The sequence below is a fragment of the Pseudomonas sp. GM50 genome (assembly GCF_000282375.1).
Lineage (GTDB): Bacteria > Pseudomonadota > Gammaproteobacteria > Pseudomonadales > Pseudomonadaceae > Aquipseudomonas.
This window is the reverse complement of sequence record NZ_AKJK01000042.1, coordinates 330,523-357,160: the sequence shown is the minus strand read 5'-3', so window position 1 is coordinate 357,160 and position 26,638 is coordinate 330,523. Positions and strand designations below refer to the sequence as shown.

27 protein-coding genes are annotated in these 26,638 nt (G+C 59.1%); 14 read left to right on the top strand and 13 right to left on the bottom strand.

Going from position 1 to position 26,638, the window contains the following annotated elements:
• The first annotated feature begins 123 nt into the window (after positions 1–123).
• Entirely contained in the window at positions 124–1,182 is a 1,059-nt protein-coding gene (locus tag PMI30_RS20620; protein WP_008008006.1) for a PA0069 family radical SAM protein, read from the top strand.
• A gap of 140 nt (positions 1,183–1,322) precedes the next feature.
• Here the strand turns inward: PMI30_RS20620 and PMI30_RS20625 are convergent, their stop codons facing one another.
• On the bottom strand, positions 1,323–1,886 hold the full coding sequence (locus PMI30_RS20625; RefSeq protein WP_008008005.1) for a hypothetical protein: 564 nt from the start codon (positions 1,884–1,886) through the stop codon (positions 1,323–1,325).
• 415 nt (positions 1,887–2,301) lie between these two features.
• On the opposite strand from PMI30_RS20625, the gene PMI30_RS20630 reads away from it, so the two are divergent.
• Together PMI30_RS20630 and PMI30_RS20635 are read left to right on the top strand one after the other, a co-directional pair.
• A complete protein-coding gene (locus tag PMI30_RS20630; protein WP_008008004.1) occupies positions 2,302–3,033 on the top strand; it encodes a carbonic anhydrase in 732 nt (243 codons plus the stop codon).
• An 84-nt stretch (positions 3,034–3,117) separates the two neighbouring features.
• Positions 3,118–4,647 (top strand): SulP family inorganic anion transporter, encoded by a 1,530-nt coding sequence (locus PMI30_RS20635; RefSeq protein WP_008008003.1) that lies wholly within the window; start codon positions 3,118–3,120, stop codon positions 4,645–4,647.
• A gap of 141 nt (positions 4,648–4,788) precedes the next feature.
• On the opposite strand, the gene PMI30_RS20640 is transcribed toward PMI30_RS20635, so the two are convergent.
• On the bottom strand, positions 4,789–5,439 hold the full coding sequence (locus PMI30_RS20640; RefSeq protein ID WP_008008001.1) for a hypothetical protein: 651 nt from the start codon (positions 5,437–5,439) through the stop codon (positions 4,789–4,791).
• A gap of 371 nt (positions 5,440–5,810) precedes the next feature.
• Between PMI30_RS20640 and coxB the strand changes: the two genes are divergently transcribed.
• From coxB to PMI30_RS20660, 4 genes are all read left to right on the top strand, one after another.
• Entirely contained in the window at positions 5,811–6,938 is a 1,128-nt protein-coding gene (gene coxB, locus PMI30_RS20645) for a cytochrome c oxidase subunit II (RefSeq protein WP_008007999.1), read from the top strand.
• Positions 6,939–7,020: 82 nt separating this feature from the next.
• Positions 7,021–8,613 (top strand): cytochrome c oxidase subunit I, encoded by a 1,593-nt coding sequence (gene ctaD, locus PMI30_RS20650; protein ID WP_007902815.1) that lies wholly within the window; start codon positions 7,021–7,023, stop codon positions 8,611–8,613.
• Positions 8,614–8,790: 177 nt separating this feature from the next.
• A complete protein-coding gene (locus PMI30_RS20655) occupies positions 8,791–9,348 on the top strand; it encodes a cytochrome c oxidase assembly protein (RefSeq protein WP_008007996.1) in 558 nt (185 codons plus the stop codon).
• A gap of 33 nt (positions 9,349–9,381) precedes the next feature.
• Positions 9,382–10,269 carry a cytochrome c oxidase subunit 3 gene (locus tag PMI30_RS20660; RefSeq protein WP_008007995.1) on the top strand — a complete coding sequence of 296 codons (888 nt, stop codon included), beginning with the start codon at positions 9,382–9,384 and terminating at the stop codon, positions 10,267–10,269.
• 15 nt (positions 10,270–10,284) lie between these two features.
• Here the strand turns inward: PMI30_RS20660 and PMI30_RS20665 are convergent, their stop codons facing one another.
• Complete coding sequence (locus PMI30_RS20665; RefSeq protein ID WP_007902820.1) at positions 10,285–10,488, bottom strand: twin transmembrane helix small protein; 204 nt, start codon at positions 10,486–10,488, stop codon at positions 10,285–10,287.
• Positions 10,489–10,558: 70 nt separating this feature from the next.
• On the opposite strand from PMI30_RS20665, the gene PMI30_RS20670 reads away from it, so the two are divergent.
• The 5 genes from PMI30_RS20670 to PMI30_RS20690 are packed head-to-tail and all read left to right on the top strand — an operon-like array spanning position 10,559 to position 14,467.
• Positions 10,559–11,299: an SURF1 family protein gene (locus tag PMI30_RS20670; protein WP_008007993.1), complete on the top strand. Its 741-nt coding sequence runs from the start codon at positions 10,559–10,561 to the stop codon at positions 11,297–11,299.
• A complete protein-coding gene (locus tag PMI30_RS20675) occupies positions 11,265–11,858 on the top strand; it encodes a hypothetical protein (RefSeq protein ID WP_008007991.1) in 594 nt (197 codons plus the stop codon). The genes PMI30_RS20670 and PMI30_RS20675 overlap by 35 nt, the downstream gene beginning before the upstream one ends.
• A 10-nt stretch (positions 11,859–11,868) precedes the next feature.
• Positions 11,869–12,948: a COX15/CtaA family protein gene (locus PMI30_RS20680; RefSeq protein ID WP_008007989.1), complete on the top strand. Its 1,080-nt coding sequence runs from the start codon at positions 11,869–11,871 to the stop codon at positions 12,946–12,948.
• Complete coding sequence (gene cyoE / locus PMI30_RS20685) at positions 12,936–13,835, top strand: heme o synthase (protein ID WP_008007987.1); 900 nt, start codon at positions 12,936–12,938, stop codon at positions 13,833–13,835. Before PMI30_RS20680 ends, cyoE begins: the two co-directional genes overlap by 13 nt.
• Positions 13,832–14,467, top strand: a complete 636-nt coding sequence (locus PMI30_RS20690; RefSeq protein ID WP_008007985.1) for an SCO family protein — start codon at positions 13,832–13,834, stop codon at positions 14,465–14,467. The genes cyoE and PMI30_RS20690 overlap by 4 nt, the downstream gene beginning before the upstream one ends.
• Positions 14,468–14,661: 194 nt before the next feature.
• On the opposite strand, the gene PMI30_RS20695 is transcribed toward PMI30_RS20690, so the two are convergent.
• The 7 genes from PMI30_RS20695 to zur all read right to left on the bottom strand — a co-directional run bounded on the left by PMI30_RS20695 (position 14,662) and on the right by zur (position 20,266).
• Entirely contained in the window at positions 14,662–15,435 is a 774-nt protein-coding gene (locus PMI30_RS20695; RefSeq protein ID WP_008007983.1) for a MetQ/NlpA family ABC transporter substrate-binding protein, read from the bottom strand.
• A 60-nt stretch (positions 15,436–15,495) separates the two neighbouring features.
• A complete protein-coding gene (locus tag PMI30_RS20700) occupies positions 15,496–16,170 on the bottom strand; it encodes a methionine ABC transporter permease (RefSeq protein WP_008007981.1) in 675 nt (224 codons plus the stop codon).
• Entirely contained in the window at positions 16,170–17,177 is a 1,008-nt protein-coding gene (locus tag PMI30_RS20705; protein ID WP_008007979.1) for a methionine ABC transporter ATP-binding protein, read from the bottom strand. The genes PMI30_RS20700 and PMI30_RS20705 overlap by 1 nt, the downstream gene beginning before the upstream one ends.
• Positions 17,178–17,463: 286 nt before the next feature.
• Complete coding sequence (locus PMI30_RS20710; RefSeq protein WP_007902852.1) at positions 17,464–18,180, bottom strand: PA5502 family lipoprotein; 717 nt, start codon at positions 18,178–18,180, stop codon at positions 17,464–17,466.
• Positions 18,181–18,217: 37 nt separating this feature from the next.
• A complete protein-coding gene (znuB, locus tag PMI30_RS20715; protein WP_007902855.1) occupies positions 18,218–19,006 on the bottom strand; it encodes a zinc ABC transporter permease subunit ZnuB in 789 nt (262 codons plus the stop codon).
• Entirely contained in the window at positions 18,999–19,784 is a 786-nt protein-coding gene (gene znuC / locus PMI30_RS20720) for a zinc ABC transporter ATP-binding protein ZnuC (RefSeq protein WP_008007978.1), read from the bottom strand. Before znuC ends, znuB begins: the two co-directional genes overlap by 8 nt.
• Positions 19,784–20,266 carry a zinc uptake transcriptional repressor Zur gene (gene zur, locus PMI30_RS20725; RefSeq protein WP_007902861.1) on the bottom strand — a complete coding sequence of 161 codons (483 nt, stop codon included), beginning with the start codon at positions 20,264–20,266 and terminating at the stop codon, positions 19,784–19,786. Before zur ends, znuC begins: the two co-directional genes overlap by 1 nt.
• A gap of 66 nt (positions 20,267–20,332) precedes the next feature.
• On the opposite strand from zur, the gene PMI30_RS20730 reads away from it, so the two are divergent.
• Complete coding sequence (locus PMI30_RS20730; protein ID WP_008007977.1) at positions 20,333–21,253, top strand: zinc ABC transporter substrate-binding protein ZnuA; 921 nt, start codon at positions 20,333–20,335, stop codon at positions 21,251–21,253.
• Between the two features lie 143 nt (positions 21,254–21,396).
• Here PMI30_RS20730 and PMI30_RS20735 read toward each other — a convergent pair whose 3' ends face one another.
• Complete coding sequence (locus tag PMI30_RS20735; protein WP_007902869.1) at positions 21,397–22,347, bottom strand: homoserine kinase; 951 nt, start codon at positions 22,345–22,347, stop codon at positions 21,397–21,399.
• Positions 22,348–22,406: 59 nt separating this feature from the next.
• Positions 22,407–22,694: a DUF2782 domain-containing protein gene (locus PMI30_RS20740; protein ID WP_008007976.1), complete on the bottom strand. Its 288-nt coding sequence runs from the start codon at positions 22,692–22,694 to the stop codon at positions 22,407–22,409.
• A gap of 74 nt (positions 22,695–22,768) precedes the next feature.
• Here PMI30_RS20740 and polA point away from each other — a divergent pair, with 74 nt between their 5' ends.
• On the top strand, positions 22,769–25,537 hold the full coding sequence (polA, locus tag PMI30_RS20745) for a DNA polymerase I (RefSeq protein ID WP_008007975.1): 2,769 nt from the start codon (positions 22,769–22,771) through the stop codon (positions 25,535–25,537).
• A gap of 300 nt (positions 25,538–25,837) precedes the next feature.
• Here the strand turns inward: polA and yihA are convergent, their stop codons facing one another.
• Positions 25,838–26,479, bottom strand: a complete 642-nt coding sequence (gene yihA, locus PMI30_RS20750) for a ribosome biogenesis GTP-binding protein YihA/YsxC (RefSeq protein ID WP_007902875.1) — start codon at positions 26,477–26,479, stop codon at positions 25,838–25,840.
• Positions 26,480–26,638: the final 159 nt, after the last annotated feature.

The window sequence follows — 26,638 nt, the reverse complement described above, 5'->3', positions numbered from 1 at the left end:
AAAGTGCCACGCGCTTTATGTTTCGCATAATGACGAAGCTTAAAATTGTCAGGCGCCGAACGGCACTGGTCGACTCCGTCACGCTCGTATACTGTATGTACATACAGCTAAAGGATCACGTCGATGAACACCTCCCTGCCCCCTCGCGGCCGCGGCACCGCCACCAACCCGCACAACCGCTTCGCGCCTAACCGTTCAGTGGCCGAGGATGACGGCTGGTATCAGGAAGCGCCAATCACCCAAGGCACCGAGGTGCGCATTGAAACGGCAAAATCCATCATTACCCGCAACAACTCGCCGGACTTACCCTTCGATCGCTCGATCAATCCCTATCGTGGTTGCGAACACGGATGCATCTATTGCTACGCGCGACCCAGCCACGCCTATTGGGACCTGTCACCAGGGCTGGATTTCGAAACCAAACTGATCGCCAAGACCAACGCCGCCGATGTCCTGGAGGAGCAACTGTCCAAACGCGGATATCAATGCGCGCCAATCAACCTGGGCTCCAACACCGACCCTTACCAGCCGATCGAGCGTGAACACAGAATTACCCGCAAGACTCTCGAAGTGCTGCTGCGCTACCGCCATCCGGTGACCATTATCACCAAGGGCTCGCTGATTCTTCGCGATCTGGACCTGCTGGCCGAACTCGCCGAGCAAAGGCTGGTGGCGGTGATGATCAGCCTGACCACGCTGGATGATGAACTCAAACGCATTCTCGAACCTCGCGCCGCGGCACCCAAGGCGCGGCTGCGGGCGATCCGGGTGATGCGCGAAGCCGGGGTTCCGGTGGGTGTTTTGTGTTCACCGATGATTCCGATGATCAACGACAGCGAACTCGAAAGCCTGCTGACCGAAGCCCATGCGGCCGGCGCGCAAAGTGCGGCCTACATGATGTTGCGCCTGCCGCTGGAAGTGGCGCCGCTGTTCGAAGAGTGGCTGGCCGCCCACTATCCTCAGCGTGCAGCTCATGTGTTGAGCCTGATCCGCCAAAGCCGTGGTGGCGAGCTTTACGACAGCCGGTTCGGTGCCAGAATGCGCGGTGAAGGGCCGTTTGCCGACCTGTTGGCGCAACGCTTCGCCAAAACCATCAAGCGTCTGGGGCTCAATAATCGGGAAGGTTTCAATCTGGATTGCGAAGCCTTTTGTCCGCCGGGTCGCCAGATGTCGTTGATATAAGGTACAGGAGGGTTGCCCCCCTATAAGAATAAGGTCGTTGATATCACAGATGATCAACCAACGACCAGATTGCATGAGACCGATTCACCCACGTTGATGATTGGATAACGCCCCACACATTTGAACGTCAAGCGTGATGATCAAACAAACCAGCCTCTGATCCAGCCACTAATGTTGCCAAACGTATTTTTGATATCCTCGAAGGCAGTCTGGATCCAGATCGTCACTTTCGCCACTACCTTAATAATGAAATCGTTGAAGAGCTTCGACATTTCCCGGAACAAGCCAGAAATAAGTTCAGAGACACTGACAATTGCGTCTTGGGCGGCCGGATGACGCTCACCAATTTTAATGGCAGAGTCAAAAATCTTGTCGATATTCTCCGCGGAAAGTGTCTTTTCACGCTCCCTTCGCTCATTCATTTTTTGTTTGAATGCTTCAGTGGCCGACTGGCTTCCACCTGCATTGCTGAGGGCTTGGGCATCATTAATGATGCTCAGCTCCATGCTTTCATTTTGAGTTTCCGCCAGTTCTTTAGACATTTTTTGAAGCGCATCCAGCTCGCGAGTAACTTCAGGGGTCACTTCGCTGACGGTACTAATGCTCGACAGACTACGGCGCTGAGGAGCGATAGCATGCCCCCCCGCCAGTTTGTTCTTATGATAATCACGAAGTTCATTCATTACTTGTACAAAAGCGGTCATATTTAAATCCTTTTAATAGTGGGTTTTTAAAGTGCCTAAACACTTGCCACCCAGACTAATACATCCAACAAAATACACCACACTTAAAATCTTTCACATCATTTCAAAACAGAAACTACAACTAACAACCTACTTTCATGGGTATTGTTTAGTTACTTGATCATCAATCTTCATGAGTACGCTCGTATCAGCACGAGCACAGACGGACGGGTTGCTTCGGCAACCGGCAACCCCTCTGGAACCATCGTTCCAGAGCGTCCGATTCAGTTTCAATTAAGATTTCGCGGTTATGGTGAAGACGGTCTCATTCCACTGGAATGACAGTCCATCGCCACGGGATTAATCGGATGAGAATACAGAGCTTGAGCCATGTAAACTCCCTAATACTCCCCTAATGCGCCAAAGAGGATGAATCATGAGTGACAAGGATAAACAGCCGTTGGCTGCGTCGGCTTCAGCCCAACCCGAGGCGGAAACCGCCGATGCAGCGCTGCAGCATATCGTTGACGGCTTTTTGCACTTTCATCACGAGATCTTTCCGCAGCAGGAAGAACTCTTCAAAAAACTCGCCACGGCCCAGCGGCCTCGGGCGATGTTCATCGCGTGTGCCGATTCACGCATCGTTCCCGAACTGATTACCCAAAGCGCCCCCGGCGACTTGTTCGTGACCCGCAACGTCGGCAACGTCGTGCCGCCCTATGGGCAAATGAACGGCGGCGTTTCCACGGCCATCGAATACGCAGTGCTGGCCCTCGGCGTGCAGCACATCATTATCTGCGGGCACTCTGACTGTGGCGCCATGCGCGCCGTGCTCAACCCGCAGAGCCTGGAAAAGATGCCGACGGTAAAGGCCTGGCTGCGTCATGCGGAAGTGGCGAAAACCATGGTTCAGGACAACTGCCATTGCGTTGACGAGAACGAGAGCATGCACATCCTCACCGAGGAGAATGTGATCGCTCAGTTGCAGCATTTGCGCACGCACCCATCGGTGGCCTCGCGCATGGCCAACGGTCAGCTGTTTATCCATGGTTGGGTCTACAACATCGAGACCAGCGAAATCCAGGCTTACGACGCGGATCAGGGTTGTTTCCTGCCGCTCGATGGCAGCCATCCGATTCCGGTGGCGACGCCCAAAGCGCGCTTCTAAATCCTCCTAAGTATGGTTTAGCCGAGGCTGCCGATCAGGCGGCACGGCTTTGCCACGCCTGAAAAAAACTCCGGGAGAGTCACCATGCGTGCCGCTCAATTAAAAGCTGTTCTGCCACGGGAGCTGCTGGCTTCGGTGGTTGTGTTTCTGGTCGCCCTGCCCTTGTGCATGGGCATCGCCATCGCCTCAGGGCTGCCGCCGGCCAAAGGCCTGATCACCGGTATCATCGGTGGTCTGGTGGTCGGCTGGCTTGCCGGATCGCCGCTGCAAGTCAGCGGCCCCGCGGCGGGCCTGGCGGTATTGGTGTTCGAACTGGTGCGCCAGCATGGTATCGCCATGCTCGGGCCGATCCTGCTACTGGCGGGCTTTCTGCAACTGGTGGCCGGGCGCCTGAAACTGGGTTGCTGGTTTCGGGTCACTGCGCCTGCCGTGGTGTATGGCATGTTGGCAGGGATTGGAGTGCTGATCGTGCTGTCACAGGTGCATGTGATGCTCGACGCCGTGCCCAAGCCTTCGGGGCTGGATAATCTGGCGGCCTTCCCCGCTGCAGTGATTCAGGCTTTGCCGTCGTTTGGCTGGCAAGCGGGTTTGCTCGGACTGTCGACCATTGCCGTGATGTGGCTGTGGGAAAAGTTTCGCCCGCACTCTCTGCGTTTCGTTCCTGGAGCCTTATTGGGGGTCGGTCTGGCAACGATTGCCAGCCTGATGCTCGCATTGCAGGTCAAACGTGTGGAAGTCCCGGCCAACCTGGCAGAAGCCATCGACTGGCTGCGCCCGGCGGACCTGCTCAACCTGGCAGACCCGGCCTTGCTGATCGCGGCCTTCGCCGTGGCCTTTATTGCCAGCGCCGAAACTCTGCTTTCGGCCGCCGCTGTGGACCGCATGCACAGCGGCCAGCGCTCGGACTTCGACCGCGAATTGTCGGCGCAAGGTGTGGGCAACATGCTGTGTGGTCTACTCGGTGCGCTGCCAATGACCGGGGTAATCGTACGCAGTTCGGCCAACGTCCAGGCCGGCGCCACCACCCGACTGTCGACGGTGTTTCATGGCCTATGGTTGTTGGCTTTCGTGCTGCTGCTGTCGAGCGTGCTGCAAAGCATTCCGGTGGCGAGTCTGGCGGGGGTTCTGGTTTACACCGGCTTCAAACTGGTGGATCTCAAGGCCTTTCGTGGCCTGGGTCGTTATGGCCGGATGCCGATGTTCACCTATGCGGCGACCGCACTGGCAATCATCTTCACCGACCTGCTGACCGGTGTGCTGATCGGCTTCGGCCTGACGCTGGCCAAACTGGCCTGGAAGGCTTCACGCCTGAAAATCAGCCTGATCGATCTGCCGGCAGACGGCGAGATGGAACTGCGACTGGTGGGGGCGGCGACTTTCCTCAAGGTACCGGCGCTGACCCAAGTGCTGGGGAGCATTCCGGCAGGTGCAACGGTGCATGTACCGCTCAATAACCTGAGCTATATCGATCACTCGTGCCTGGAGTTGCTGGAGGAGTGGGGCCGGGCCAATGCGGCCAAGGGCTCGAAGCTGTTGATTGAAGCGCGGGGGTTGAAGCGCAGGCTTGAAGGTCGGTTGCGTACCACCGCTGGCGTTGGCTCAACGGCGGGTTGAGGCAACCCCCTGTAGGAGCGAGGCTTGCCCGCGAAGGCGTCCTCGCGTACGCCAAAAGCTTCGCGGGCAAGCCTCGCTCCTACAAGGTTAAGCCTCGCTCCTACAGGGCAAGTCTCGTTCGTGCAAGGGTTACACAGGCAGTTACGCCGCGGGCTGATCCAGCTCAAGGCCCACGCCCAATTGGCGCGACAGGCACGGCCAGCGCTTCCACGCCGCGCCGGTGTCCGGGCTGTTGAGTTTCTCGCGGTAGGCCTCTACCGACTCCAGCGCGAAACTTTCATCGTTAAGCATCTCGTCCACAGCGTGATGCACCGCCTCATCCAGTTGATTGGCAAATTCTTCGCCGATCAGTTGGTGGGCAATCAGGTTGGCAACAGTCATGTCCAAGGGGATCAGTGGCTGGCCAAAATGCTTGATGTACAGGTCGTTGACCTCTTCGACCAACCGATGCGCCAGATAGGCTTCGTCCAGCAGGCTGTCCAGGCCGACGTGACCGGCCATAATCGCCGGTGGCTGGAGGAAGAACTGCTCGGCGATTTTCAGCACCGGTTTGATCTGCGATTCGATGCCCGCTTCCCTGGCGACGTCATTGGCTGCATCCAGCAGGTCCGGCACTTGTTCTATATACGCGGCCACAAAACGCGTCATCACGCCGTTGGCATCGACATCCGGCAATTGGATGGCGGAGTGAAGGTGCGGCAGTTGGGTTTCCAGCTGACGAGTCAGCAGGCCGGTCTCGGCTTCGTGTTGTTGGGCTTTTTGGATCTGCTCGCGCAATGCGGCGGTGTTCATGAAAACTCCAGGAAACAAAGGCAATGAAATAGGGAAGACATAACTTAGCTGGCTTACGAAAAATGCTAAGACGCATTTGTCATAATTATTTCATCCTTGAGACGTCCACGTTATATCGATTTGCCACCACTCGTCTGCATCCTTCTCCAATCGTGACCTGGAACGCAAGTGCAAGCTGTTTCAGATGATTTACGCCATCGCGTTGCGAGGTGGCAGTCGCTGTCTATACTCGGTTCTGAATGGAGTTAGCTGATGACGCCCGACTGCATATGCAGCAAGGCTCGGCGATTCAAGTTCGTAGTCTGAAAAAGCCGCTCCCTTGCCGCAGGTGAAAGCCGGCGGGATAAAAAGAACTATAAGGGGAACCCGCAATGATGCGACATCCACATGTCTGGATGGGCCTCCTGTTGTGGTCGATTTTCAGTCAGGCGCAAGCGGCCTGGACTGTGAATATGGCGCCTGGAGCGACTGAAATCAGTCACGCAGTATTCGATCTGCACATGACCATTTTCTGGATCTGTGTAGTGATCGGCATCATCGTCTTCGGCGCCATGTTCTGGTCGATGATGATCCACCGCCGCTCGACCGGGCAGGTGGCCGCTAAATTTCATGAAAGCACCACCGTCGAAATTCTCTGGACCATCGTGCCCCTGCTTATTCTGGTGGCCATGGCGGTCCCCGCAACCGCCACCCTGATCAAGATGTACGACAACACTGAGCCGGATATCGATATCCAGGTCACCGGTTATCAGTGGAAGTGGCACTACAAATACCTGGGTCAGGACGTCGAGTTTTTCAGCAACCTGACCACTCCAGCCGATCAGATCCACAACAAGGAAACCAAGGGCGAGCATTACCTGCTGGAGGTCGACAAGCCGCTGGTGTTGCCGATCGGTGCCAAGGTGCGCTTTCTGGTGACCTCCGCCGACGTCATCCACTCCTGGTGGGTGCCGGCCTTTGCGGTCAAGCGCGATGCGATTCCGGGCTTCGTCAATGAATCCTGGACCCGTGTCGAAAAGCCCGGCATCTACCGTGGCCAGTGCGCCGAGTTGTGTGGCAAGGATCACGGCTTCATGCCGATCGTGGTCGAGGTCAAGGAAAAGGCCGACTACGAAACCTGGCTGGGCGAACGCAAGGCGGAAGCTGCGCAGCTCAAAGAGCTGACCAGCAAGGAATGGACCCTCGACGAGCTCAAGGAGCGCGGCGACAAGGTCTATCACACCACTTGCGTGGCCTGTCACCAGGCTGAGGGCCAGGGCCTGCCTCCGATGTTCCCGGCGCTCAAGGGCTCGAAAATCGCCACTGGCCCGATCAAGGATCACCTGAGCATTGTCTTCCACGGCAAGCCCGGCACCGCCATGGCGGCGTTCGGCAAGCAGCTCTCGGAAGTCGATATCGCAGCGGTCGTGACCTACGAACGTAACGCCTGGGGCAACAACAAAGGCGACATGGTCACCCCTAAAGAAGTGCTGGAGCTGAAACAGGCGGAAAGCAAATGACCCGGTTAATTGCGCATGTAAGGAACCGCTCGGGGCATGACGCCCCGGCCCGCCCAGCCCATCCGTTTGCAGGAGACAGGACATGACTGCCGTAGTCGATGACCATGTTCATACCGGCACCGCCCATGCCCACGGCCCCGCCAAAGGCCTGATGCGCTGGGTACTGACCACCAACCACAAGGATATCGGCACGCTGTACCTGTGGTTTGCGTTCTCCATGTTCCTGCTGGGCGGCTCGTTCGCCATGGTGATCCGTGCCGAGCTGTTCCAGCCGGGACTGCAAATCGTCCAGCCGGAATTCTTCAACCAGATGACCACCATGCACGGTCTGGTGATGGTGTTCGGTGCGGTGATGCCGGCCTTCGTCGGCCTCGCCAACTGGATGATCCCGTTGATGATCGGCGCGCCGGACATGGCCCTGCCGCGGATGAACAACTTCAGCTTCTGGCTGCTGCCGGCGGCGTTCATCCTGCTGGTATCGACCCTGTTCACCCCCGGCGGCGGACCGAACTTCGGTTGGACCTTCTATGCACCGCTGTCGACGACCTACGCGCCGGAAAGCGTGACATTCTTCATCTTCGCCATCCACTTGATGGGGATCAGTTCGATCATGGGGGCGATCAACGTGATCGCGACCATCCTCAACCTGCGCGCCCCCGGCATGACGTTGATGAAAATGCCGCTGTTCGTCTGGACCTGGCTGATCACCGCGTTCCTGCTGATCGCGGTGATGCCGGTACTGGCCGGCTGCGTGACCATGATGCTGATGGACATCCACTTCGGCACCAGTTTCTTCAGTGCTGCCGGTGGCGGAGACCCGGTGTTGTTCCAGCATGTGTTCTGGTTCTTCGGCCACCCCGAGGTGTACATCATGATCCTGCCGGCCTTCGGTGCCGTCAGCTCGATCATTCCGGCCTTCTCGCGCAAGCCGCTGTTTGGCTACACCTCGATGGTCTACGCCACGGCGAGTATTGCGTTCCTGTCGTTCATCGTCTGGGCGCACCACATGTTCGTGGTGGGCATTCCGCTGGTGGGCGAGTTGTTCTTCATGTACGCCACGCTGCTGATCGCGGTGCCCACCGGAGTCAAGGTGTTCAACTGGGCCAGCACCATGTGGCAAGGCTCGCTGACCTTCGAGACGCCGATGCTGTTCGCCGTGGCGTTCGTCATCCTGTTCTCCATTGGCGGCTTCTCCGGGTTGATGCTGGCCATCGCCCCGGCGGATTTCCAGTACCAGGACACCTACTTCGTGGTCGCGCACTTCCACTACGTGCTGGTGCCGGGGGCGATCTTCGGGATCTTCGCCTCGGCCTACTACTGGATGCCGAAATGGACCGGCCACATGTACGACGAAACCCTCGGCAAGCTGCACTTCTGGCTGTCATTCATCGGCATGAACCTGGCGTTCTTCCCGATGCACTTCGTGGGCCTGGCAGGCATGCCGCGGCGGATTCCGGACTACAACCTGCAATTCGCCGACTTCAACATGGTGTCGTCGATCGGCGCGTTCATGTTTGGCGCCACACAGATCTTCTTCCTGTTCATCGTGATCAAGACCATTCGTGGCGGCGAGCCGGCACCGGCCAAACCGTGGGATGGAGCAGAAGGCCTGGAGTGGAGCATTCCGTCGCCGGCGCCGTATCACACCTTCACCACACCACCGGAAGTGAAATGAACGCTATAGCCTTTGTGGGAGCGGGCCGGTGGCGAGGGGGCTTGCCCCCGTTTGAGTGCGTAGCACTCACAAAATCCTGGAACATCAGAGATTTTGGGGCTGCTTCGCAGCCCAACGGGGGCAAGCCCCCTCGCCACAGGCCCGCTCCCACAGGGTTCTCGGTGGAGGTTAGAAATCATGGCTGATTCGATTTCGATGAAGAAACTGGTCACCCGCCTGTTGCTGGTGGTGGTAACGATGTTTGTCTTCGGCTTTGCCCTGGTGCCGATCTACGACGTGATGTGCAAGGTATTCGGCATCAATGGCAAAACCGCCGGACAGTATGAAGGCGAGCAAACGGTCGACGCCTCGCGGCAGGTTCGCGTGCAGTTTCTGTCGACCAACTCCGCCGACATGACCTGGGATTTCTATCCCAAGAGTGATGAGCTGACCGCTCACCCGGGGGCGGTGAACGAGATGATTTTTATCGCCCACAACCCCACCGATCGCCCGATGAGTGCCCAGGCGGTGCCGAGCATCGCGCCCAGCGCAGCCGCGGCGTACTTCCACAAGACCGAATGTTTCTGCTTCACCCAGCAGGTGCTGCAGCCCGGTCAACGAATCGAGATGCCGGTACGGTTCATTGTTGACCGCGACATGCCCAAGGAAGTGAAGCACCTGACGCTGTCCTACACGCTGTTCGATATCACCGCACGTCATCCACCCGTGGCTGTTGCAGCAAGCACCGGCGGTTAGGCGTTAAAGCGTGCCCGATAAGGAGAACAATAAATGGCAACTCATGAACATTATTACGTTCCAGCCCAGAGCAAATGGCCGATTATCGCCACGGTCGGCATGTTCGTCACAGTGTTCGGCCTGGGCACCTGGTTCAACGACCTGAAGGCTGCGCGACCGGAATCCCACGGCCCGCTGATCTTTTTCGTCGGCGGATTGCTGCTGGCCTACATGCTGTTCGGCTGGTTCGGTACGGTGATCAAGGAAAGTCGCCAAGGGTTGTACAGCGCACAGATGGACCGCTCGTTCCGCTGGGGCATGAGCTGGTTCATTTTCTCCGAGGTGATGTTCTTCATCGCCTTTTTCGGTGCGTTGTTTTATGTGCGCAACATCGCGGGGCCGGCGCTGGGCGGTGAAGGCACCAAAGGCATCGCTCACATGCTCTGGCCGGCGTTTGAATTCACCTGGCCGCTGCTGAACAACCCGGACTCGAAACTCTTTCCTCCCCCCAAGGAAGTCATCAGCCCCTGGGGCCTGCCGCTGCTCAATACCGTGCTGCTGGTTAGCTCCAGCGTCACCGTGACCATTGCTCACCATGCCTTGAAGAAAGGCCATCGCGGCGCACTGAAAATCTGGCTGGCGCTGACCGTGTTGCTCGGCTGCGCGTTCCTCGGTTTCCAGGCCGAAGAATACCTGCACGCCTACCACGAGCTGGGCCTGACCCTGGGTTCAGGCATCTATGGCGCAACGTTCTTCATGCTCACCGGTTTCCACGGCGCCCACGTGACCATCGGCACCATCATTCTGTTCGTCATGCTGATGCGGATCATGCGCGGGCACTTCGATGCCGACCATCAATTCGCCTTCGAGGCGGCGAGCTGGTACTGGCACTTCGTGGACGTGGTGTGGATCGGTCTGTTCGTTTTCGTCTACGTGCTCTGAGCCTTGACTCTCTGCCTACCAAGGCACGTGAGATACCAACTGGCCGCTGAAAAAACCCCAGGCGATCAAGCCGACAGTGGCGGCGGCCAGCGCAACACGAACACTCAAGGCGATGACCAGGCGATTGGAGTGGCTGTCGTCCTTGACCAGAAAAAACAGGCCGCTGAACAGGCTGACGACCGTGGCAATCAGCATCAGGACGATGGCTGCTTTGAGCATGGTGACACTCCGGGGAACAGGCGATGCATTTGAGTATAGCTATCGCGACTACCGACTTTCTGGCGACGCCATGAAACGCTTCCGGCCGGGCCTCGTGCCGACCCTGGTGGTCGCGGTGCTGCTGCCTTTGCTGGTGTCACTGGGGTTCTGGCAGTTGAGCCGGGGCGCGGAGAAAAGCGCGCTGCTGCAAAGCTACGCCGAGCGCCGGGTAGCCGAACCGATGGCCAGCACTGAACTGCAACACACCGAAGATCCGGCCTTCCGCCGGGTTCGCCTGCATGGCCAATTCGATGCCGAACACAGCCTGCTGCTGGACAACCGTCAGCGCGACGGCAAGGTCGGGGTCGAGCTGCTGCAACCGTTCCAGGACCGGGCAACCGGGCTCTGGCTGCTGGTCAATCGCGGTTGGTTACCGTGGCCGGATCGGCGCACACCGCCGTCATTCACCACACCGACTCAGGCATTGAGCCTCGACGCCTGGGTCTACGTCTCCCCCGGCGCAACGTTCCAATTGCACGCCGACCCAGACGCCAAAACCTGGCCACAACTGGTCACCGCTATTGAACCGGCCAGGCTCTGGGCGGCGCTTGACCGTGACGGTTTCGCCTACGAATTACGCGCGCAAAGCGGTCCCGCGACCTATCAGGCCGATTGGCCGGTGGTGGCCATGGGGCCAGAAAAACACTTGGCTTATGCCGTGCAGTGGTTCGCCCTGTCGATAGCCCTGCTCGGCCTTTACCTCTATCTCGGCTGGCACAACGCAAAGGAGAAAAATAATGGGAGCGGCCATGAATCCACTCGGCATGTCTGAGGCGAAAACGCCGGTAAATCGTCGGCGCGGGCGCTTGCAGTTGTTGCTGATCCTGTTGGGAGTGGTGGGTCCGATGATCCTCGCCACCGGCATGTACAAATTGCAGTTCTGGGTGCCGGAGGGCCGCAGTTATCACGGCGAACTGATCGGCAATGGCCAGACCCGCGCCGACATCGGCATACCGGCGCAAGAAGACCGCTGGCAGTTGCTGGTGACCGCGCCAAAGGACTGTTCGGTGGACTGCCAGCAGCTGGTTTATCTGGCGCGCCAGATCCAGATCGGCCTCGGTCGCGATGCCTCCCGCGCCAGCCATGCGCTGGCCATCGCGCAGCCGCTGAACAGCGATTACGAGACTAAACTTCAACGCGAGTACCCGCAGTTGCAACGCTACTCACTGGACTTGCCGACCTATATTAAAGGCGCGCAGAGCAATGACACGCCGCACCTGTGGATCATCGACCCTCACGGCAATCTGGTGCTGCGCTACGACCCGACGGTGAAGGGCAAGGACCTGCTCAACGACCTGCGCCATTTGCTGAAACTGTCGAACATCGGATAAGGGCATCGTCATGGCCAAACCTGGATTTCGCCTCGCGCTGTTTGCCACCTTGCTGGCACTGATTGTGGTGTTGCTCGGCGCCTACACACGCCTGACCCATGCAGGCCTCGGCTGTCCGGACTGGCCTGGTTGCTACGGCTTTATCAGCGTGCCGCAAAGTGAAGCCCAACTGGCCCATGCCGAACTGCATTTTCCCGACGCGCCGGTAGAAGCCCACAAAGGCTGGAACGAGATGCTCCATCGCTACTTCGCCGGCACACTGGGCCTGTTGATCGCAGTACTGGCGGGCCGCGCCTGGGTCCATCGTCATCATCCGGGACAGCCGGTGAAGTTGCCGCTTTTCCTGCTGGCGGTGGTGATCGGCCAAGCGGCGTTCGGCATGTGGACGGTGACGCTCAAGCTGTGGCCGCAAGTGGTCACCGGGCATTTACTCGGTGGCTTTGCGACCTTGAGCCTGTTGTTTCTACTGACCTTGCGTCTGTCCGGTGTATTGCCGGCGCTGACCGTGCCACGGCGTTTGCAGCACTGGGCAACCGCCGGCTTGCTGCTGGTGATCCTGCAAATTGCCCTTGGTGGCTGGGTCAGCTCCAATTACGCGGCGGTGGCCTGCATCGACTTTCCGATGTGCCACGGACAATGGCTGCCACCGACTGATTTCGCCAACGGCTTTCACCTGACCCAACACATCGGCCCCAATTACCTGGGCGGACAACTGGACAGCGATGCCCGCACCGCAATTCACCTGACTCACCGTATTGGCGCGCTACTGGTCACCCTCGTTCTGCTCGGTCTGGCCTGGCAACTGAAGGTCGTCGGCATGACGCGCCTGGCCGCCATGGTGCTGATCGCCCTTGCCGCACAAATCACCCTGGGTATCAGCAACGTGGTGTTTCACTTGCCGCTGCCGGTGGCCGTCGCCCACAACGCCGGTGGCGCAGCGCTGCTGCTGACGATGGTGCTGGTCAATTATCACGCGCGAACCAGCCTGGTTCGGGTCAAGCATCAGCCCCCGGTACGCTGGCGCCTCAGCCTGCGTAAACACTCGGCCGGGCCCATAACAATAAAAGGAGAAATGCCATGGCGACCCTGATCGGCGAACGTCACAGTCAGGCAATCTGGCGCGATTACCTGGAGCTGACCAAGCCGAAAGTGGTGGTGCTGATGCTCATCACCTCGCTGGTCGGCATGTTTCTCGCGACACGCGCCGGGGTGCCGTGGACGGTGCTGGTGTTCGGCAATCTGGGGATTGCCTTGTGTGCCGGCGGTGCGGCGGCGGTCAACCATGTGGTGGACCGGCGCATCGACGCTGTCATGGCCCGGACCCACAAGCGACCCTTGGCCGAAGGTCGGGTATCTCCGAGCGCTGCGCTGACTTTCGCTCTGGTGCTGGCGCTGCTCGGCCAGGCCTTGCTGCTGACCTTCACCAACCCGTTGACGGCATGGCTGACCCTCGCGTCGTTGCTCGGTTATGCCGTGGTCTACACCGGGTTCCTGAAACGTGCGACGCCGCAGAACATCGTCATCGGCGGCCTCGCTGGTGCGGCCCCGCCGCTGCTCGGCTGGACCGCCGCCACCGGTCATGTCAGTGCCGAACCGTTGCTGCTGGTGCTGATCATCTTTGCCTGGACCCCGCCGCACTTCTGGGCACTGGCGATTCACCGCAAGGAGGAATACGCCAAGGCTGACATTCCGATGCTGCCGGTGACCCATGGCGAGCACTACACCAAAGTCCACATCCTGCTTTATACCTTTGCGCTACTGGCCGTCAGCCTGATGCCCTACGTGATCCACATGAGCGGCGTGCTCTACCTGATTTGTGCCCTCGTACTGGGCGCGAGGTTTCTGCAATGGGCCGTGGTGCTGTACCGTGGCACTCGGCCGCACGCGGCGATCAACACGTTCAAGTACTCTATTTACTACTTGTTCCTGCTGTTTATCGCGCTGCTCGTAGACCACTACTTACTGTTGAACCTATGACTCGAACCCAGAAAACCGTCTTCATTCTCGTCGCCTTGATCGCGCTGATCCTGGGCCTGACCATCAATAAAGTACTGACCGGAAAAAACCAGGGCGACCCGACGGCACTGATCGATGCGGGGATCATCCTGTTGCCCCAAAGCCGTAACCTGCCGGACGTGAAGATGACCGATCAGGACGGTAAACCGGTGGCAGTCAACGAGCTGAAAGGCAAGTGGAGTTTGCTGTTCTTCGGCTACACCTTCTGCCCGGACATCTGCCCGACCACCCTCGCCCAGCTGCGGCAGATCAAGAGCGAACTGCCGGCAGATTCGGTGGACAAGTTGCAGATCGTTTTGGTCAGCGTCGACCCGAATCGCGACACGCCCAAGCAGCTCAAGCAGTACCTGGGCTACTTCGATCCGCAGTTCATCGGGCTGACTGCGTCCTCGGTCGAAGACATTCAGAAACTGGCCAATGCGGTGAGTATTCCGTTTATTCCGGCGGACACCAGCAAGCCTAACTACACCGTCGACCACAGCGGCAACCTGGCGGTGCTCGGCCCGGACGGGACGCAGCGTGGGTTCATTCGTGCACCGTTGAATAACCAGAAACTGGTCACGCAGTTGCCGGTAATGCTCAAGCGCGAATAACCAACACAGAACCGTAGGAGCCAGGCTTGCCGGCGAAAGCGATATCACGGGCGCCTTCGCCGGCAAGCCTGGCTCCTACAGGGGTGGTATTTCAGGCATAAAAAACGGGGACGCAATCAATGCGTCCCCGTTTTTGATCGTTCCCACGCTCCGCGTGGGAATGCAGCCAGGGACGCTCTGCGTCCCCTTTAACATCAGAACGCCGGCAATACCGCGCCTTTGTACTTCTCAAGAATGAAGGCTTTCACTTCCGGGCTGTGCAGGGCAGCAACCAGTTTCTGCATCGCGGCGCTGTCCTTGTCGTCTGGACGGGCAACGAGGATGTTCACGTACGGCGAGTCGCTGCCTTCGATGACCAGCGCATCCTTGGATGGATCAAGCTTGGCTTCCAGCGCGTAGTTGGTGTTGATCAGCGCCAGGTCGACCTGAGTCAGCACGCGCGGAATGGTCGCGGCTTCCAGTTCACGGAATTTCAGGTCCTTGGTGTTCTCGGTGATGTCCTTCACGGTCGACAGGATGTTGTTCGAATCCTTCAACTTGATCAGGCCAGCCTTCGCCAGCAGCAACAGCGCACGACCGCCATTGGTGGCGTCGTTCGGGATCACCACGTTGGCGCCGCCCGGCAGCTCGGTCAGCAATTTGTACTTGCTGGAGTAAGCGCCCAGCGGCTCCAGGTGCACACCGGCAACGCTGACAAGGTTGGTGCCTTTGGCCTTGTTGAACTCATCCAGGTACGGCTGGTGCTGGAAGAAGTTGGCGTCCAGACGCTTCTCGGCCACCTGCACGTTCGGCTGGATGTAGTCGGTGAAGACTTTGACCTTCAGGTCCACGCCTTCTTTGGCCAGGGCCGGTTTAACGAACTCGAGGATTTCCGCGTGAGGCACCGGGGTAGCCGCGACAGTCAGGGTGTCGGCAGCGTGTGCGGAAAAGGCTGCAACGGCAGCGAACGCGACGAGTAGTTTTTTCATTCAGCTAACTCCTTGTGAGACGCCCGTATGGCGCCTGCCAGCGAATGGCCGGCTCATGACTTATTTACGTGAGAAATGGACAACCAATTTGTCGCCAACGGTTTGCAGCACTTGAACCAGCATCAGCAGCAACACCACCGTCACAACCATCACATCCGTCTGGAAGCGCTGGTAACCGAAACGGATCGCCAGGTCGCCCAGACCGCCAGCGCCGACCACACCGGCCATTGCCGTGTAGGACACCAGTGTAATCGCTGTCACCGTAATCGCCGCGAAGATGCCGGGACGGGCTTCCGGCAACAAGGCATTGGTGATGATCTGTCGTGTCGTCGCGCCCATGGCCTGGGTCGCCTCGATGATGCCGCGATCCACTTCACGCAGGGCGGTTTCCACCAGTCGTGCGAAAAACGGAGTTGCGCCCACCACCAGCGGTGGAATCGCACCGGCAACCCCCAGGGAGGTACCTGTGATCAACACGGTGAACGGAATCATCACGATCAGCAGAATGATGAACGGCAGTGAACGCAGAATGTTCACCACCAGCGACAGCATCGCGTAGACGCCTTTGGCTTCCAGCAACTGGCGCGGGCTGCACAGGAACAACAACACGCCCAGCGGCAGACCCAACAGTACAGTGAACAACAGCGAACCGCCGAGCATCAGCAGGGTGTCGCCGGTAGCCAGCCAGATTTCGTACCAATCGATATTGGAAAAGAAACTCATCAGGACTTCCATCAGCGCAGCACCTCCATGTGGACGTCAGCTGCGGTGAAGCGGGCAAACGCCGCGTCCATGTCGCCACCAGTAACGGCCAGGGTCAATTGCCCGTAAGGGACGTCTTTGATGCGATCGATACGACCGGCCAGGATGCTGTAGTCCACACCCGTTTCCCGAGCGACGGTGCCCAGCAACGGCGCGTAGGTCGCTTCGCCCTGGAAGGTCAGACGCACGATGCGCCCCGGTACGTGAGCGAAGTCGTCGCGCTGTTCGCTTTCGTCGATTTGCTCGTCTTCCTGCACGAAGCGCTTGGTGGTCGGGTGCTTGGGATGCAGGAACACCTCGGCCACCGAACCTTGCTCGACGATCTTGCCGGCATCCATCACCGCTACCTGATCGCAGACCCGACGGATCACATCCATTTCGTGGGTGATCAGGACGATGGTCAGTTTCAGTTCGCGGTTGATCTCGGCCAGCAGTTGCAGGACCGACGCGGTGGTTTGCGGGTCCAGGGCACTGGTAGCTTCATCGCACAACAGGATTTTCGGTTTGGTTGCCAGGGCGCGGGCGATGCCGACACGCTGTTTCTGACCACCGGACAATTGCGCCGGGTACTTTTTCGCATGGTCAGACAGGCCGACCCGCGCCAGCAACTCCGCCACACGCTGGTCGATTTCGCGACGGGACAGTTCACCGGCGAGGGTCAGCGGTAGCGCGACGTTATCGGCCACGGTTTTGGACGCCAGCAGGTTGAAGTGCTGGAAAATCATCCCGACCTGCTGACGGAAACGCCGCAGGCTATTGGCGTCCAGCGCGGTGACTTCTTCGCCATCGACGATGATCTTGCCGCCACTGGAGTTTTCCAGGCGATTGATCAGACGCAGCAGGGTACTTTTCCCCGCGCCGGAATGGCCGATCAGACCAAAAACCTGACCATTATCAATCGTCAGACTGGTCGGGTGCAGGGCGGGAATATCCTTACCGGCAACGCGGTAAGTTTTGTGGACGTTTTGAAACTCGATCACGTAGCGAACCTTGTGGGGCGCGTTGGAAAAGGATCAGCGGTTAGCCGGGCGGGCATTTTAGCCTGTCCGTATAGAGGTTATTAGCATTTATTCCGCATTCAACCAGCGATTTGGCAATAACGCGATCAAAGGTAGGAGGCCTAAGGCCAAGGCGGTTCCGGCTTGAGGATCTTTATCGAACAGGAGGACGCCTTCGCGGGCAAGCCTCGCTCCTACAGGTTTAGTGTCGTTCGTTGATTACGGAAACGATACCAACCTGTAGGAGCGAGGCTTGCCCGCGAAGCTTTTAAGGCTTGCGCGGACTCAAAACCATCTGCGCCGGAATGTTGCGCAGAATCTGCTTCTCCAGCTTCAGATCAAACTCCGAATCCAGCTTCTTCACCCGCTTGGTCAGCAGCGTGGCCAGCCAAGGGTAATCCTGAGTGCGTGGCGCCTGAATGCTCACGTCGCACTGATAATTCACCACATCGGCGGCAATGGCATCCAGTTGACGACGAAGCTTGCTCATATCGGTGAGATTCAACGCCACCGTAGTGCTTTCAGCCGTCGGGTCGATGACTTTGGCCTGAGGTTTGGCCTCGGCAGCCTTGAGAGCCGCTTCGGCTTTATCCAGTTCAGCCTTGCGGGCATGGACAATGGCGCTGTTGACACCACCGGTCAGCGCCGGGGCCTTGGGCATCAGCACCCGGGCACGGCTGAGGGCGGTGGCGGCTGCATTCACATCACCTTTTTGCAACACGATCTGGCTACGCAGCAAATAAGCCTCGGCCAATTGCCGTTGGTACTGCTCGAGGGATTGATCGTTGGGCGACTCGGCCTGCAAGGCCGCCAATTGCCCTTCGGCGGTGGCCAGCTCGCTGCTGGCCAGGCTTTGTTCCAGCTGTGCGATAGCCGTGGCCCGTGCATCGGGGGCCTCGGTGGCTGCCGGTGGCGTGCTCTGGCAAGCGCCCAGCAGCAGCGAAAATGCGACAAGGAGCAGATAACGGGAGGCGAACAGCTTCATTCCTGCGACTCTCTATTTGCGCAAAAAACGAGCAAGTCTACACCCCTCGACGGGGCAGGACAAAACTCAGCAGAAACAGCGCGGCGGCCGTCACCACAATCGACGGGCCGGCCGGGGTGTCCTTGAACCAGGACAACGCCAGCCCGCCACACACCGCGAGCATGCCCAGCAGGCTCGCGCCCAGTGCCATCTGCTCCGGCGAGCGGGCATGACGCTGTGCCGCAGCCGCTGGAATAATCAGTAACGAAGTAATCAGCAACACGCCGACGATTTTCATCGCCACCGCAATCACCACAGCGATCAGCAACATCAGCGCCAGGCGCAACCCCGCCACTGGCAAACCTTCCACCTTGGCCAGTTCTTCATGCACCGTGATCGCCAGCAAAGGTCGCCACAGCGTGACCAGCAATGCCAGCACCGCCGCGCTACCGCCGAGAATCCAGGCCAGATCGGTCGGGCTGATCGCCAACAAATCGCCGAACAGATAAGCCATCAGGTCGATCCGCACTTCATGCATGAAGCTTAGTACCACCAAGCCAAGCGAGAGCGTGCTCGGTGCGAGAATTCCCAGCAGCGTGTCGGACGCCAGTGGTTGCCGTTGTTGCAACGTCACCAGCAATACCGCCAGCAACAAGCAGCCTACCGTGACGGCAACGGTCGGGCTGACATCCAGCAGAAAACCCAGTGCCACGCCGAGCAATGCGGCATGGGACAGCGTGTCGCCGAAATAGGCCATGCGTCGCCAGACCACGAACGAACCCAACGGCCCCGCAACCAGCGCCAGGGCCAGACCTGCAAGCAGGGCAAAGAGCAGAAAATCAGCCATGCTTGCAGCTATCTCCATGAACGTGGGTAGGGGCCGACGGGGCCGCGCTGACCACCGAGCCATGCAGGTCGTGAGCGTGGTCGTGATGGTGGTGATAAATCGCCAGGCTTTGTGCGTTCTTTCCGAACAGTTCGACGAACGCCGGATCGCCACTGACCTGCTCGGGATGCCCGGAGCAGCAAACATGACGGTTCAGGCACACCACCTGGTCGGTGGTGCTCATCACCAGATGCAGATCGTGGGAGACCATCAAAACGCCGCAACCATGACGGTCGCGCAAGCGTGTAATCAGGCTGTAGAGCTCGGCTTGACCGGCCACATCGACACCTTGCACCGGCTCATCGAGCACCAGCAATTCCGGCTCGCGCAGCAATGCCCGCGCCAGTAGCACCCGCTGCATTTCGCCACCGGAAACACTTTGCACCGGGCTGTCGATGACCTGTTCGGCACCGACTTCCTTAAGGGCGGCCAACGCCCGAGCGCGGTCCACGCCCGGGACCAGACGCAAGAAGCGCAGCACCGACAGCGGCAGGGTCGGATCAACATGGAGTTTTTGCGGCATGTAACCGACGCGCAACTTCGGCTTGCGCCAGACGCTGCCGCTGTCCGGTTTCAGCAAACCGAGCACCGCGCGCACCAGCGTGGTTTTGCCGGCACCATTGGGGCCGATCAAGGTGACGATCTGCCCCGGTTCGACGCTCAGCTCGATGTTGTCCAGCACGTTTTGCCCGGCAAAGGTGACAGCCACCTGCTCGAGGCGAATCAGCGCGTTGCTCATCAAGCCCCCTGGCAACCCGAGCAGAGACCGATCACTTCAACGGTCTGGGCCTCGACGATGAATCCGACATCTTTGGCGCTATTGATGATCGCGTCGCTGATGGATTTCTGTTCGAGTTCGATGGCGGCGTGGCATTCGCGGCAGATCAGGAACTGGCCTTGGTGGGCGTGTTCCGGGTGATTGCAGCCGACAAAGGCGTTCAGCGAGGAGATGCGGTGCACCAAACCGTTTTCCAGCAGGAAATCCAGTGCGCGGTACACTGTCGGAGGCGCGGCGCGGCGGCCGTCCTGCTCGCTGAGCACCGCCAGAATGTCATAGGCACCCAACGGTTTGTGGCTTTGCCATACCAGTTCCAGCACCCGCCGGCGCAAAGCGGTCAGGCGCAGCCCCTGACGTGCGCACAAGGCATCGGCCTCAGACAGTGCGCTATGAACGCAATGAGAGTGGTCGTGGGGACGGCTGGCAATCGGTGTTTTAGGCATGAGCGGCGACGAGTTTTGTGAGAGACGTTATTATGTTACCCGTTCTCGCCTCTTCGAGTGGTCATCGTGTCCCGACTTTTTTCTATCTTTGTCGCATTTGTCGCAACTTTTCTGCTGATTGGCTCAGCTCAAGCCGAGGTCAAAGTCCTCACCAGCGTCAAGCCCCTGCAGCTGATCGCCGCTGCGGTACAGGACGGTGTAGCAGTTCCGGAAGTCTTGCTGCCGCCTGGCGCCTCGCCCCATAACTATGCCCTGCGCCCTTCCGACGTACGGAAAGTGCAATCGGTGGATCTGGTGTACTGGATCGGCCCGGACATGGAAGGTTTCCTGCCTCGCGTGCTGAAAGGTCGTACGCTGCCCAGCGTCGCGGTGCAGGACTTGCCTGGCCTGAAACTGCGACATTTCGCCGAAGATAACCATTCCCACGCCGAAGAAGCCGACGAGCATGACCACGATCACCGCCCCGGTAGCCTGGATGCACACTTGTGGTTGTCACCGATCAACGCCCGAGTGATCGCCACCAAAATGGCCGCCGATCTGAGCGCCGCCGATCCGGCCAACGCGGTGCGCTACCAGAGCAACCTCAAGGCATTCGATGAGCGCCTGGATGCTTTAGACCTGCGCCTGAAGGCCCGTCTGGCGGGTATCGCGGGCAAGCCATATTTCGTGTTCCACGAAGCCTTCGACTACTTCGAAGACGCTTACGGCCTCAAGCACACCGGTGTGTTCAGTGTCGCTGCCGAAGTGCAGCCCGGCGCCCAACACGTGGCAGCGATGCGCACGCGGTTGCAGGAAGTCGGCAAGACCTGCGTGTTCAGCGAGCCTCCGCTGCGCCCACGCCTGGCAGAAACCCTGGTGGCCGGGCTGCCGGTGAAACTGGCGGAACTGGATGCATTGGGCGGGTACACGCCAGCGACCGCTCAAGGGTATGAGCAGGTGTTGGAAAAGCTGGGGAATGATTTGGCGGGGTGTCTGGAGTCGTTGTAAGCGTCCCGTAGAACTGTGGCGAGGGGGCTTGCCCCCGTCGGGCTGCGAAGCAGCCCCACATGAGCCCCCCAATGAATTGCTGGGGAGCGCTTCGCACTGGAGCGCCAGCCCGGTCCAACGGGGGCAAGCCCCCTCGCCACAATTTAGAGGGCGAAAGGCAGCGGTGTGTGGACCTTCTGCCGCTGCATCAGCCGCAACTGAAATTCCATAGGATCGTGAATCAACACGTCCTGCCCGGCGAAAGACTCCGCGGCGATCAACCGCGACAACCAGAACCGTACGCATGCCACGCGCAGCATGGTCGGCCATAGCTCGGCTTCGGCAGCGGTAAACGGTCGAAGCGCGGCATAAGCGCCCAGCAATGCCCGCGCCCGAGCGCCATCAAGCTGCCCTTGTTCGTCCGAACACCAATCGTTCAAGGCAATCGCCACGTCATAGAGCATCGGCCCCGAACAGGCGTTGTAGAAGTCGATCAACCCGGTCAGGTGCGTGCCTTCGAACATTGCGTTATCGCGGAACAGGTCCGCATGGATGTTGGCTCGCGGCAGCGCCAGAATTTTCGTCTTCTGCTGTGTGATCTCATCCAGCGCCCGTTGCAGCAAATCGCTTTGCTCGGCATTCAGATGCGAAAGCAACTGCGTGCCCTCCTCCAGCATCCAGTCCAGGCCGCGATCGGTTTTGCGTTTGATCATGTTTGCCTGGGTCGCCAGGTGCAGATGAGCCAGCAGCTCGCCGACCTGAGCGCAATGCTGCGCGTTGGCGTCCTTGATGTGCTTGCCCGCCAGACGAGGTTGCAGCAGCGCAGGTTTACCGGCCAGTTCGCGCAACGCGACGCCGTCGGTGGTGCGCAAGGCATAAGGCACCGGCAGGTCAGCGTCGTGCAACACGTCGAGCAGCTCGATGAAGAACGGCATCTCCTGCACCGGACCGCGCTCGACCAGGGTCAGGACAAATTCGCCCTGCTCCAGGCTGATAAAGAAATTGGTGTTTTCACTACCGGCGGCGATCCCCTGGAAATCAAGCAGGCGGCCGAGCCCGTAAGGGGCGAGAAAGGTTTCCAGCTCGGGCCGAGCCAGGGGGGTGAACACAGACATGGTTAAAACTGCCAGTACGGGCGCCGCGACTGCCGGCGCCGATTTAAGTTAGGAGCGGTTTACCACTCAAATATTTTCCACGACGGAATCAGCATATCCGGCTGGTCCGAGCGGATGAAGTTACCGTCCGAGCCATCAGCGCGCACCAGGAAATACGGTTTACCGCCTTTCGGGGTCACCTTGATGGCATACAAAAAACCATTTTGCCGATATTCCTGAATGGTTTTGTCACCTTCCGTGCGGATTGTTACATCCGGGTCCGCCGAGGGCGCGTCGTCCGCCGCCATGACAGCCAATGGGGTGATTGCAAACAAGCCAGCCAGCAACAAGCGATTTAGTGTGCGCATGATAACCTTGTCCCTTTGTCGTCAACGGTCCCGCTATTCTAGCGCCGGACCCGCCGAAAAGGTTGATCCTGCTCATGAGCCAAGCCCCCCTCGTCCTGGTGGACGGTTCTTCTTATCTGTACCGCGCCTTTCACGCGCTGCCACCGCTGACCACGTCCAAAGGCCTGCCGACCGGAGCGGTCAAGGGCGTACTGAACATGCTCAAGAGTCTGCGCAAGCAGTATCCGGACAGCCCGTTCGCCGTGGTATTCGACGCCAAGGGCGGGACGTTCCGCGACGAGATGTTCGCCGAATACAAGGCCAATCGCCCAAGCATGCCTGACGACATGCGGGTCCAGATCGAGCCGCTGCACGCCAGCGTCAAGGCCCTGGGCTTTCCATTGCTGTGCGTGGACAACGTCGAAGCCGATGACGTGATCGGCACCCTGGCCCGCAGCAGCGCGGCCGCCGACCGTCCGGTGGTGATCTCCACCGGCGACAAGGACATGGCGCAACTGGTCGACGGGCACATTACCTTGGTCAATACGATGACCGGTAGCGCGCTGGACGTGGAGGGCGTGAAGGAGAAATTCGGCGTCGCTCCCGAGCAGATCATCGATTATCTGGCACTGATGGGCGATTCGTCCGACAACATCCCGGGCGTTCCGGGTATTGGCCCCAAGACCGCTTCCGGCCTGCTGGTCGGCGTGAATGGCGGCCTGACCGAGCTCTATGCGCAGCTCGACATCGTCCCGTCCCTGCCGATTCGCGGCGCCAAAACCCTGCCGGCCAAGCTCGAAGAACATAAGGAAATGGCCTTTCTTTCTTATCGGTTGGCAACCATCAAGATCGACGTGCCGCTGGACGTCGGTCTCGATGACCTGCAAATGGGCAAGCCGGATCACGACAAGCTCGCCGAGCTCTACACCCTGCTGGAATTCAAAAGCTGGTTCGAAGAGAACCAGCGTGACGCCAAGCGCTCGGGGCAGGACATTGTCGAGGTCGCCCAGGAACAGCCGGACGCTGCCGAAGCGAAGTACGAAACCATCCTCGACCAGAAGCACTTCGAGGCCTGGCTGGACAAGCTCGACAAGGCGCCGTTGATCGCCTTCGTCACCGAAACCAACGGCAGCGATGCACAACATGCACAACTGGTGGGTCTGTCGTTTTCCGTCGCGGCCAACGAAGCGGCCTACATTCCGCTGACCCATTCCTACATGGGCGTGCCGGAGCAACTGGATCGCGACACGGTGCTGTTGGCGTTGAAACCGCTGCTGGAAAACCCGAACAAACTGAAAGTCGGCCAACACGCCAAGTTCGAAACCAATATCCTCGCCAACTGCGCCATCGGTGGCGATCAGAACAACGGGATTATTGTTCAGGGTATTGCCTACGACACCATGCTCGAATCTTACGTCCTGGACTCGACGGCCACCCGCCACGACATGGACAGCCTGGCGCTCAAGTACCTGGGCCAAAGCAAGACCGACATTCAAGGGATCGCGGGCAAAGGCGTCAAACAGCTGAGTTTCGACCAGATCTCTCTTGAGCTGGCAGGCCCCTATGCTGCCGAAGATGCCGATGTCACCTTCCAGTTGCACCTGGCTTTGCAGGAAAAACTGGCAGCAACGCCAAGCCTGGGCAAAGTGCTCAACGAGATTGAAATGCCGCTGATGCCGGTTCTGGCCCGAATCGAACGCCAAGGCGCGCTCGTGGATGCCAACCTGCTGGGCATCCAGAGCGTCGAACTGGGCGATAAACTGGTCGCCCTTGAGCGCGAGGCCTTTGCCATTGCCGGTGAAGAATTCAACCTGGGTTCGCCGAAGCAACTGGGCGTGATTCTCTACGAAAAACTCGGCTTGCCCGTACTCAGCAAAACCGCCAAGGGCCAGGCCTCGACTGCCGAAGCGGTGTTGGCCGAATTGGCCGAACAGGACTACCCGCTGCCAAAGGTGCTGATGCAATACCGCTCGCTGAGCAAGCTCAAGAGCACCTACACCGACCGTTTGCCAGAGCAGATCAACGCTCGCACCGGGCGCATTCATACGTCTTACCAGCAAGCCGTCGCCGCCACCGGGCGCTTATCGTCCATCGACCCGAACCTGCAGAACATTCCGATCCGTACCGCCGAAGGTCGTCGGATTCGTCAGGCGTTCGTCGCGCCGAAAGGCTACAAGCTGCTGGCCGCGGACTACTCGCAAATCGAACTGCGGATCATGGCGCATCTGGCCAAGGATGAAGGCTTGCTGCACGCCTTCCGCAACAACCTCGATGTACACCGGGCAACGGCCGCAGAGGTGTTTGGCGTCGAACTGGACGCGGTCACCAATGATCAGCGTCGCAGCGCGAAAGCCATCAACTTCGGTTTGATCTACGGCATGAGCGCGTTTGGCCTGGCCAAGCAGATCGGCGTAGACCGCAAACAGTCCCAGGCCTACATTGATCGCTACTTCGCCCGTTATCCCGGCGTACTGGAATACATGGAGCGCACGCGCGCGCAGGCCGCCGAGCAAGGTTTCGTCGAAACCATCTTTGGTCGTCGCTTGTACCTGCCGGAAATCAACGCGAAAAACCAGGCCCTGCGCAAAGCTGCGGAGCGCACGGCGATCAACGCCCCGATGCAAGGCACCGCGGCAGACATCATCAAGAAAGCCATGGTAACGGTGGATAACTGGCTGACATCGTCAGGCCTGGACGCCAAAGTCATCCTGCAGGTACACGATGAATTGGTGCTTGAGGTGCGTGAGGACCTGATCGACCAGGTGCGTGAGGACATTCGCGTGCACATGAGTAGCGCAGCACAGCTGGATGTACCGCTTCTGGTCGAGGTAGGCGTAGGCAATAACTGGGATGAGGCGCACTGAACGGCCTGAAAGACGCCGGTGCTGCGGCCTTATGCCGCAGCACAAAATAACGAAGGGCTATAGTGCGGAAAATGACATCGATTATTTCCAATGGTTTTTGAAAATAGTCTGAACTAAATCCGTGAACCGCCACTCAGAGATACTGAATGGCTGGTGAAGCCCTTCGATGCTCCTATGTTGTGTTAAGTGTTGGCAGATATCTGGACCCCGCCCTAGCGGTCCGGAGCTTGAACCCCGGAACTTCTCCCTCCCCATATGAAGTCCGGGGTTTTTTTTGCCTGGCTTTTCACCTGTAAAGCCTTACTCGGCAGCCTCGCTGCCCTTGTCCGCCAACTCCATCCAGCCCGCCAATACAGTGTAGGCGTCTTCCAGACCCAAGCGTTTGGGTGCCGAAAACAGCTGGATAGTGATCGTATCGCCCCAGCCCTTGCGGATTTCCGACTGAACCTTGAGCAGCACGTTTTTCGCCGCGCCGTAGGTCAGCTTGTCTGCCTTGGTCAGCAAAATATGCATCGGCATGCCGCTGGCGACAGCCCAATCGAGCATCAGCAGGTCGAAATCGGTCATTGGATGACGGATGTCCATCATCAGAATCAAACCTTTCAAACTCTCGCGGCCGCCCAGATAGGCTTCGAGGTGACGCTGCCAGTGCATCTTCAACGGGATTGGTACTTTCGCATAACCGTAACCCGGGAGGTCGACCAGACGGCGTTCATCGTCTAGCTTGAAGAAGTTCAACAGCTGCGTGCGACCCGGTGTTTTCGAGGTCCGCGCCAGGCTGGCGTGTGTCAGGGTGTTCAACGCGCTGGACTTGCCGGCGTTGGAACGCCCGGCGAAGGCCACTTCAAAGCCTTCGTCGTCGGGGCATTGGTCGACTTTGGCGGCGCTGAGCATGAAGGTGGACTGTTGGCACAGACCGAGGATGGGGTTCTTGAGTTGCATGGGATTTCCGATGTGGGCGGCGCCGGGAATGGACGCGGCAAGCAGTGTCGTTTCCGTTTCAGTGACGCCAGTATATAATGCCGCAGATTTTGTGTGCGCTTTGTCCCAGCGTAGGATGAAGTTCACGAGAGCGATTAACCTTGATTGCGCACTAGAACG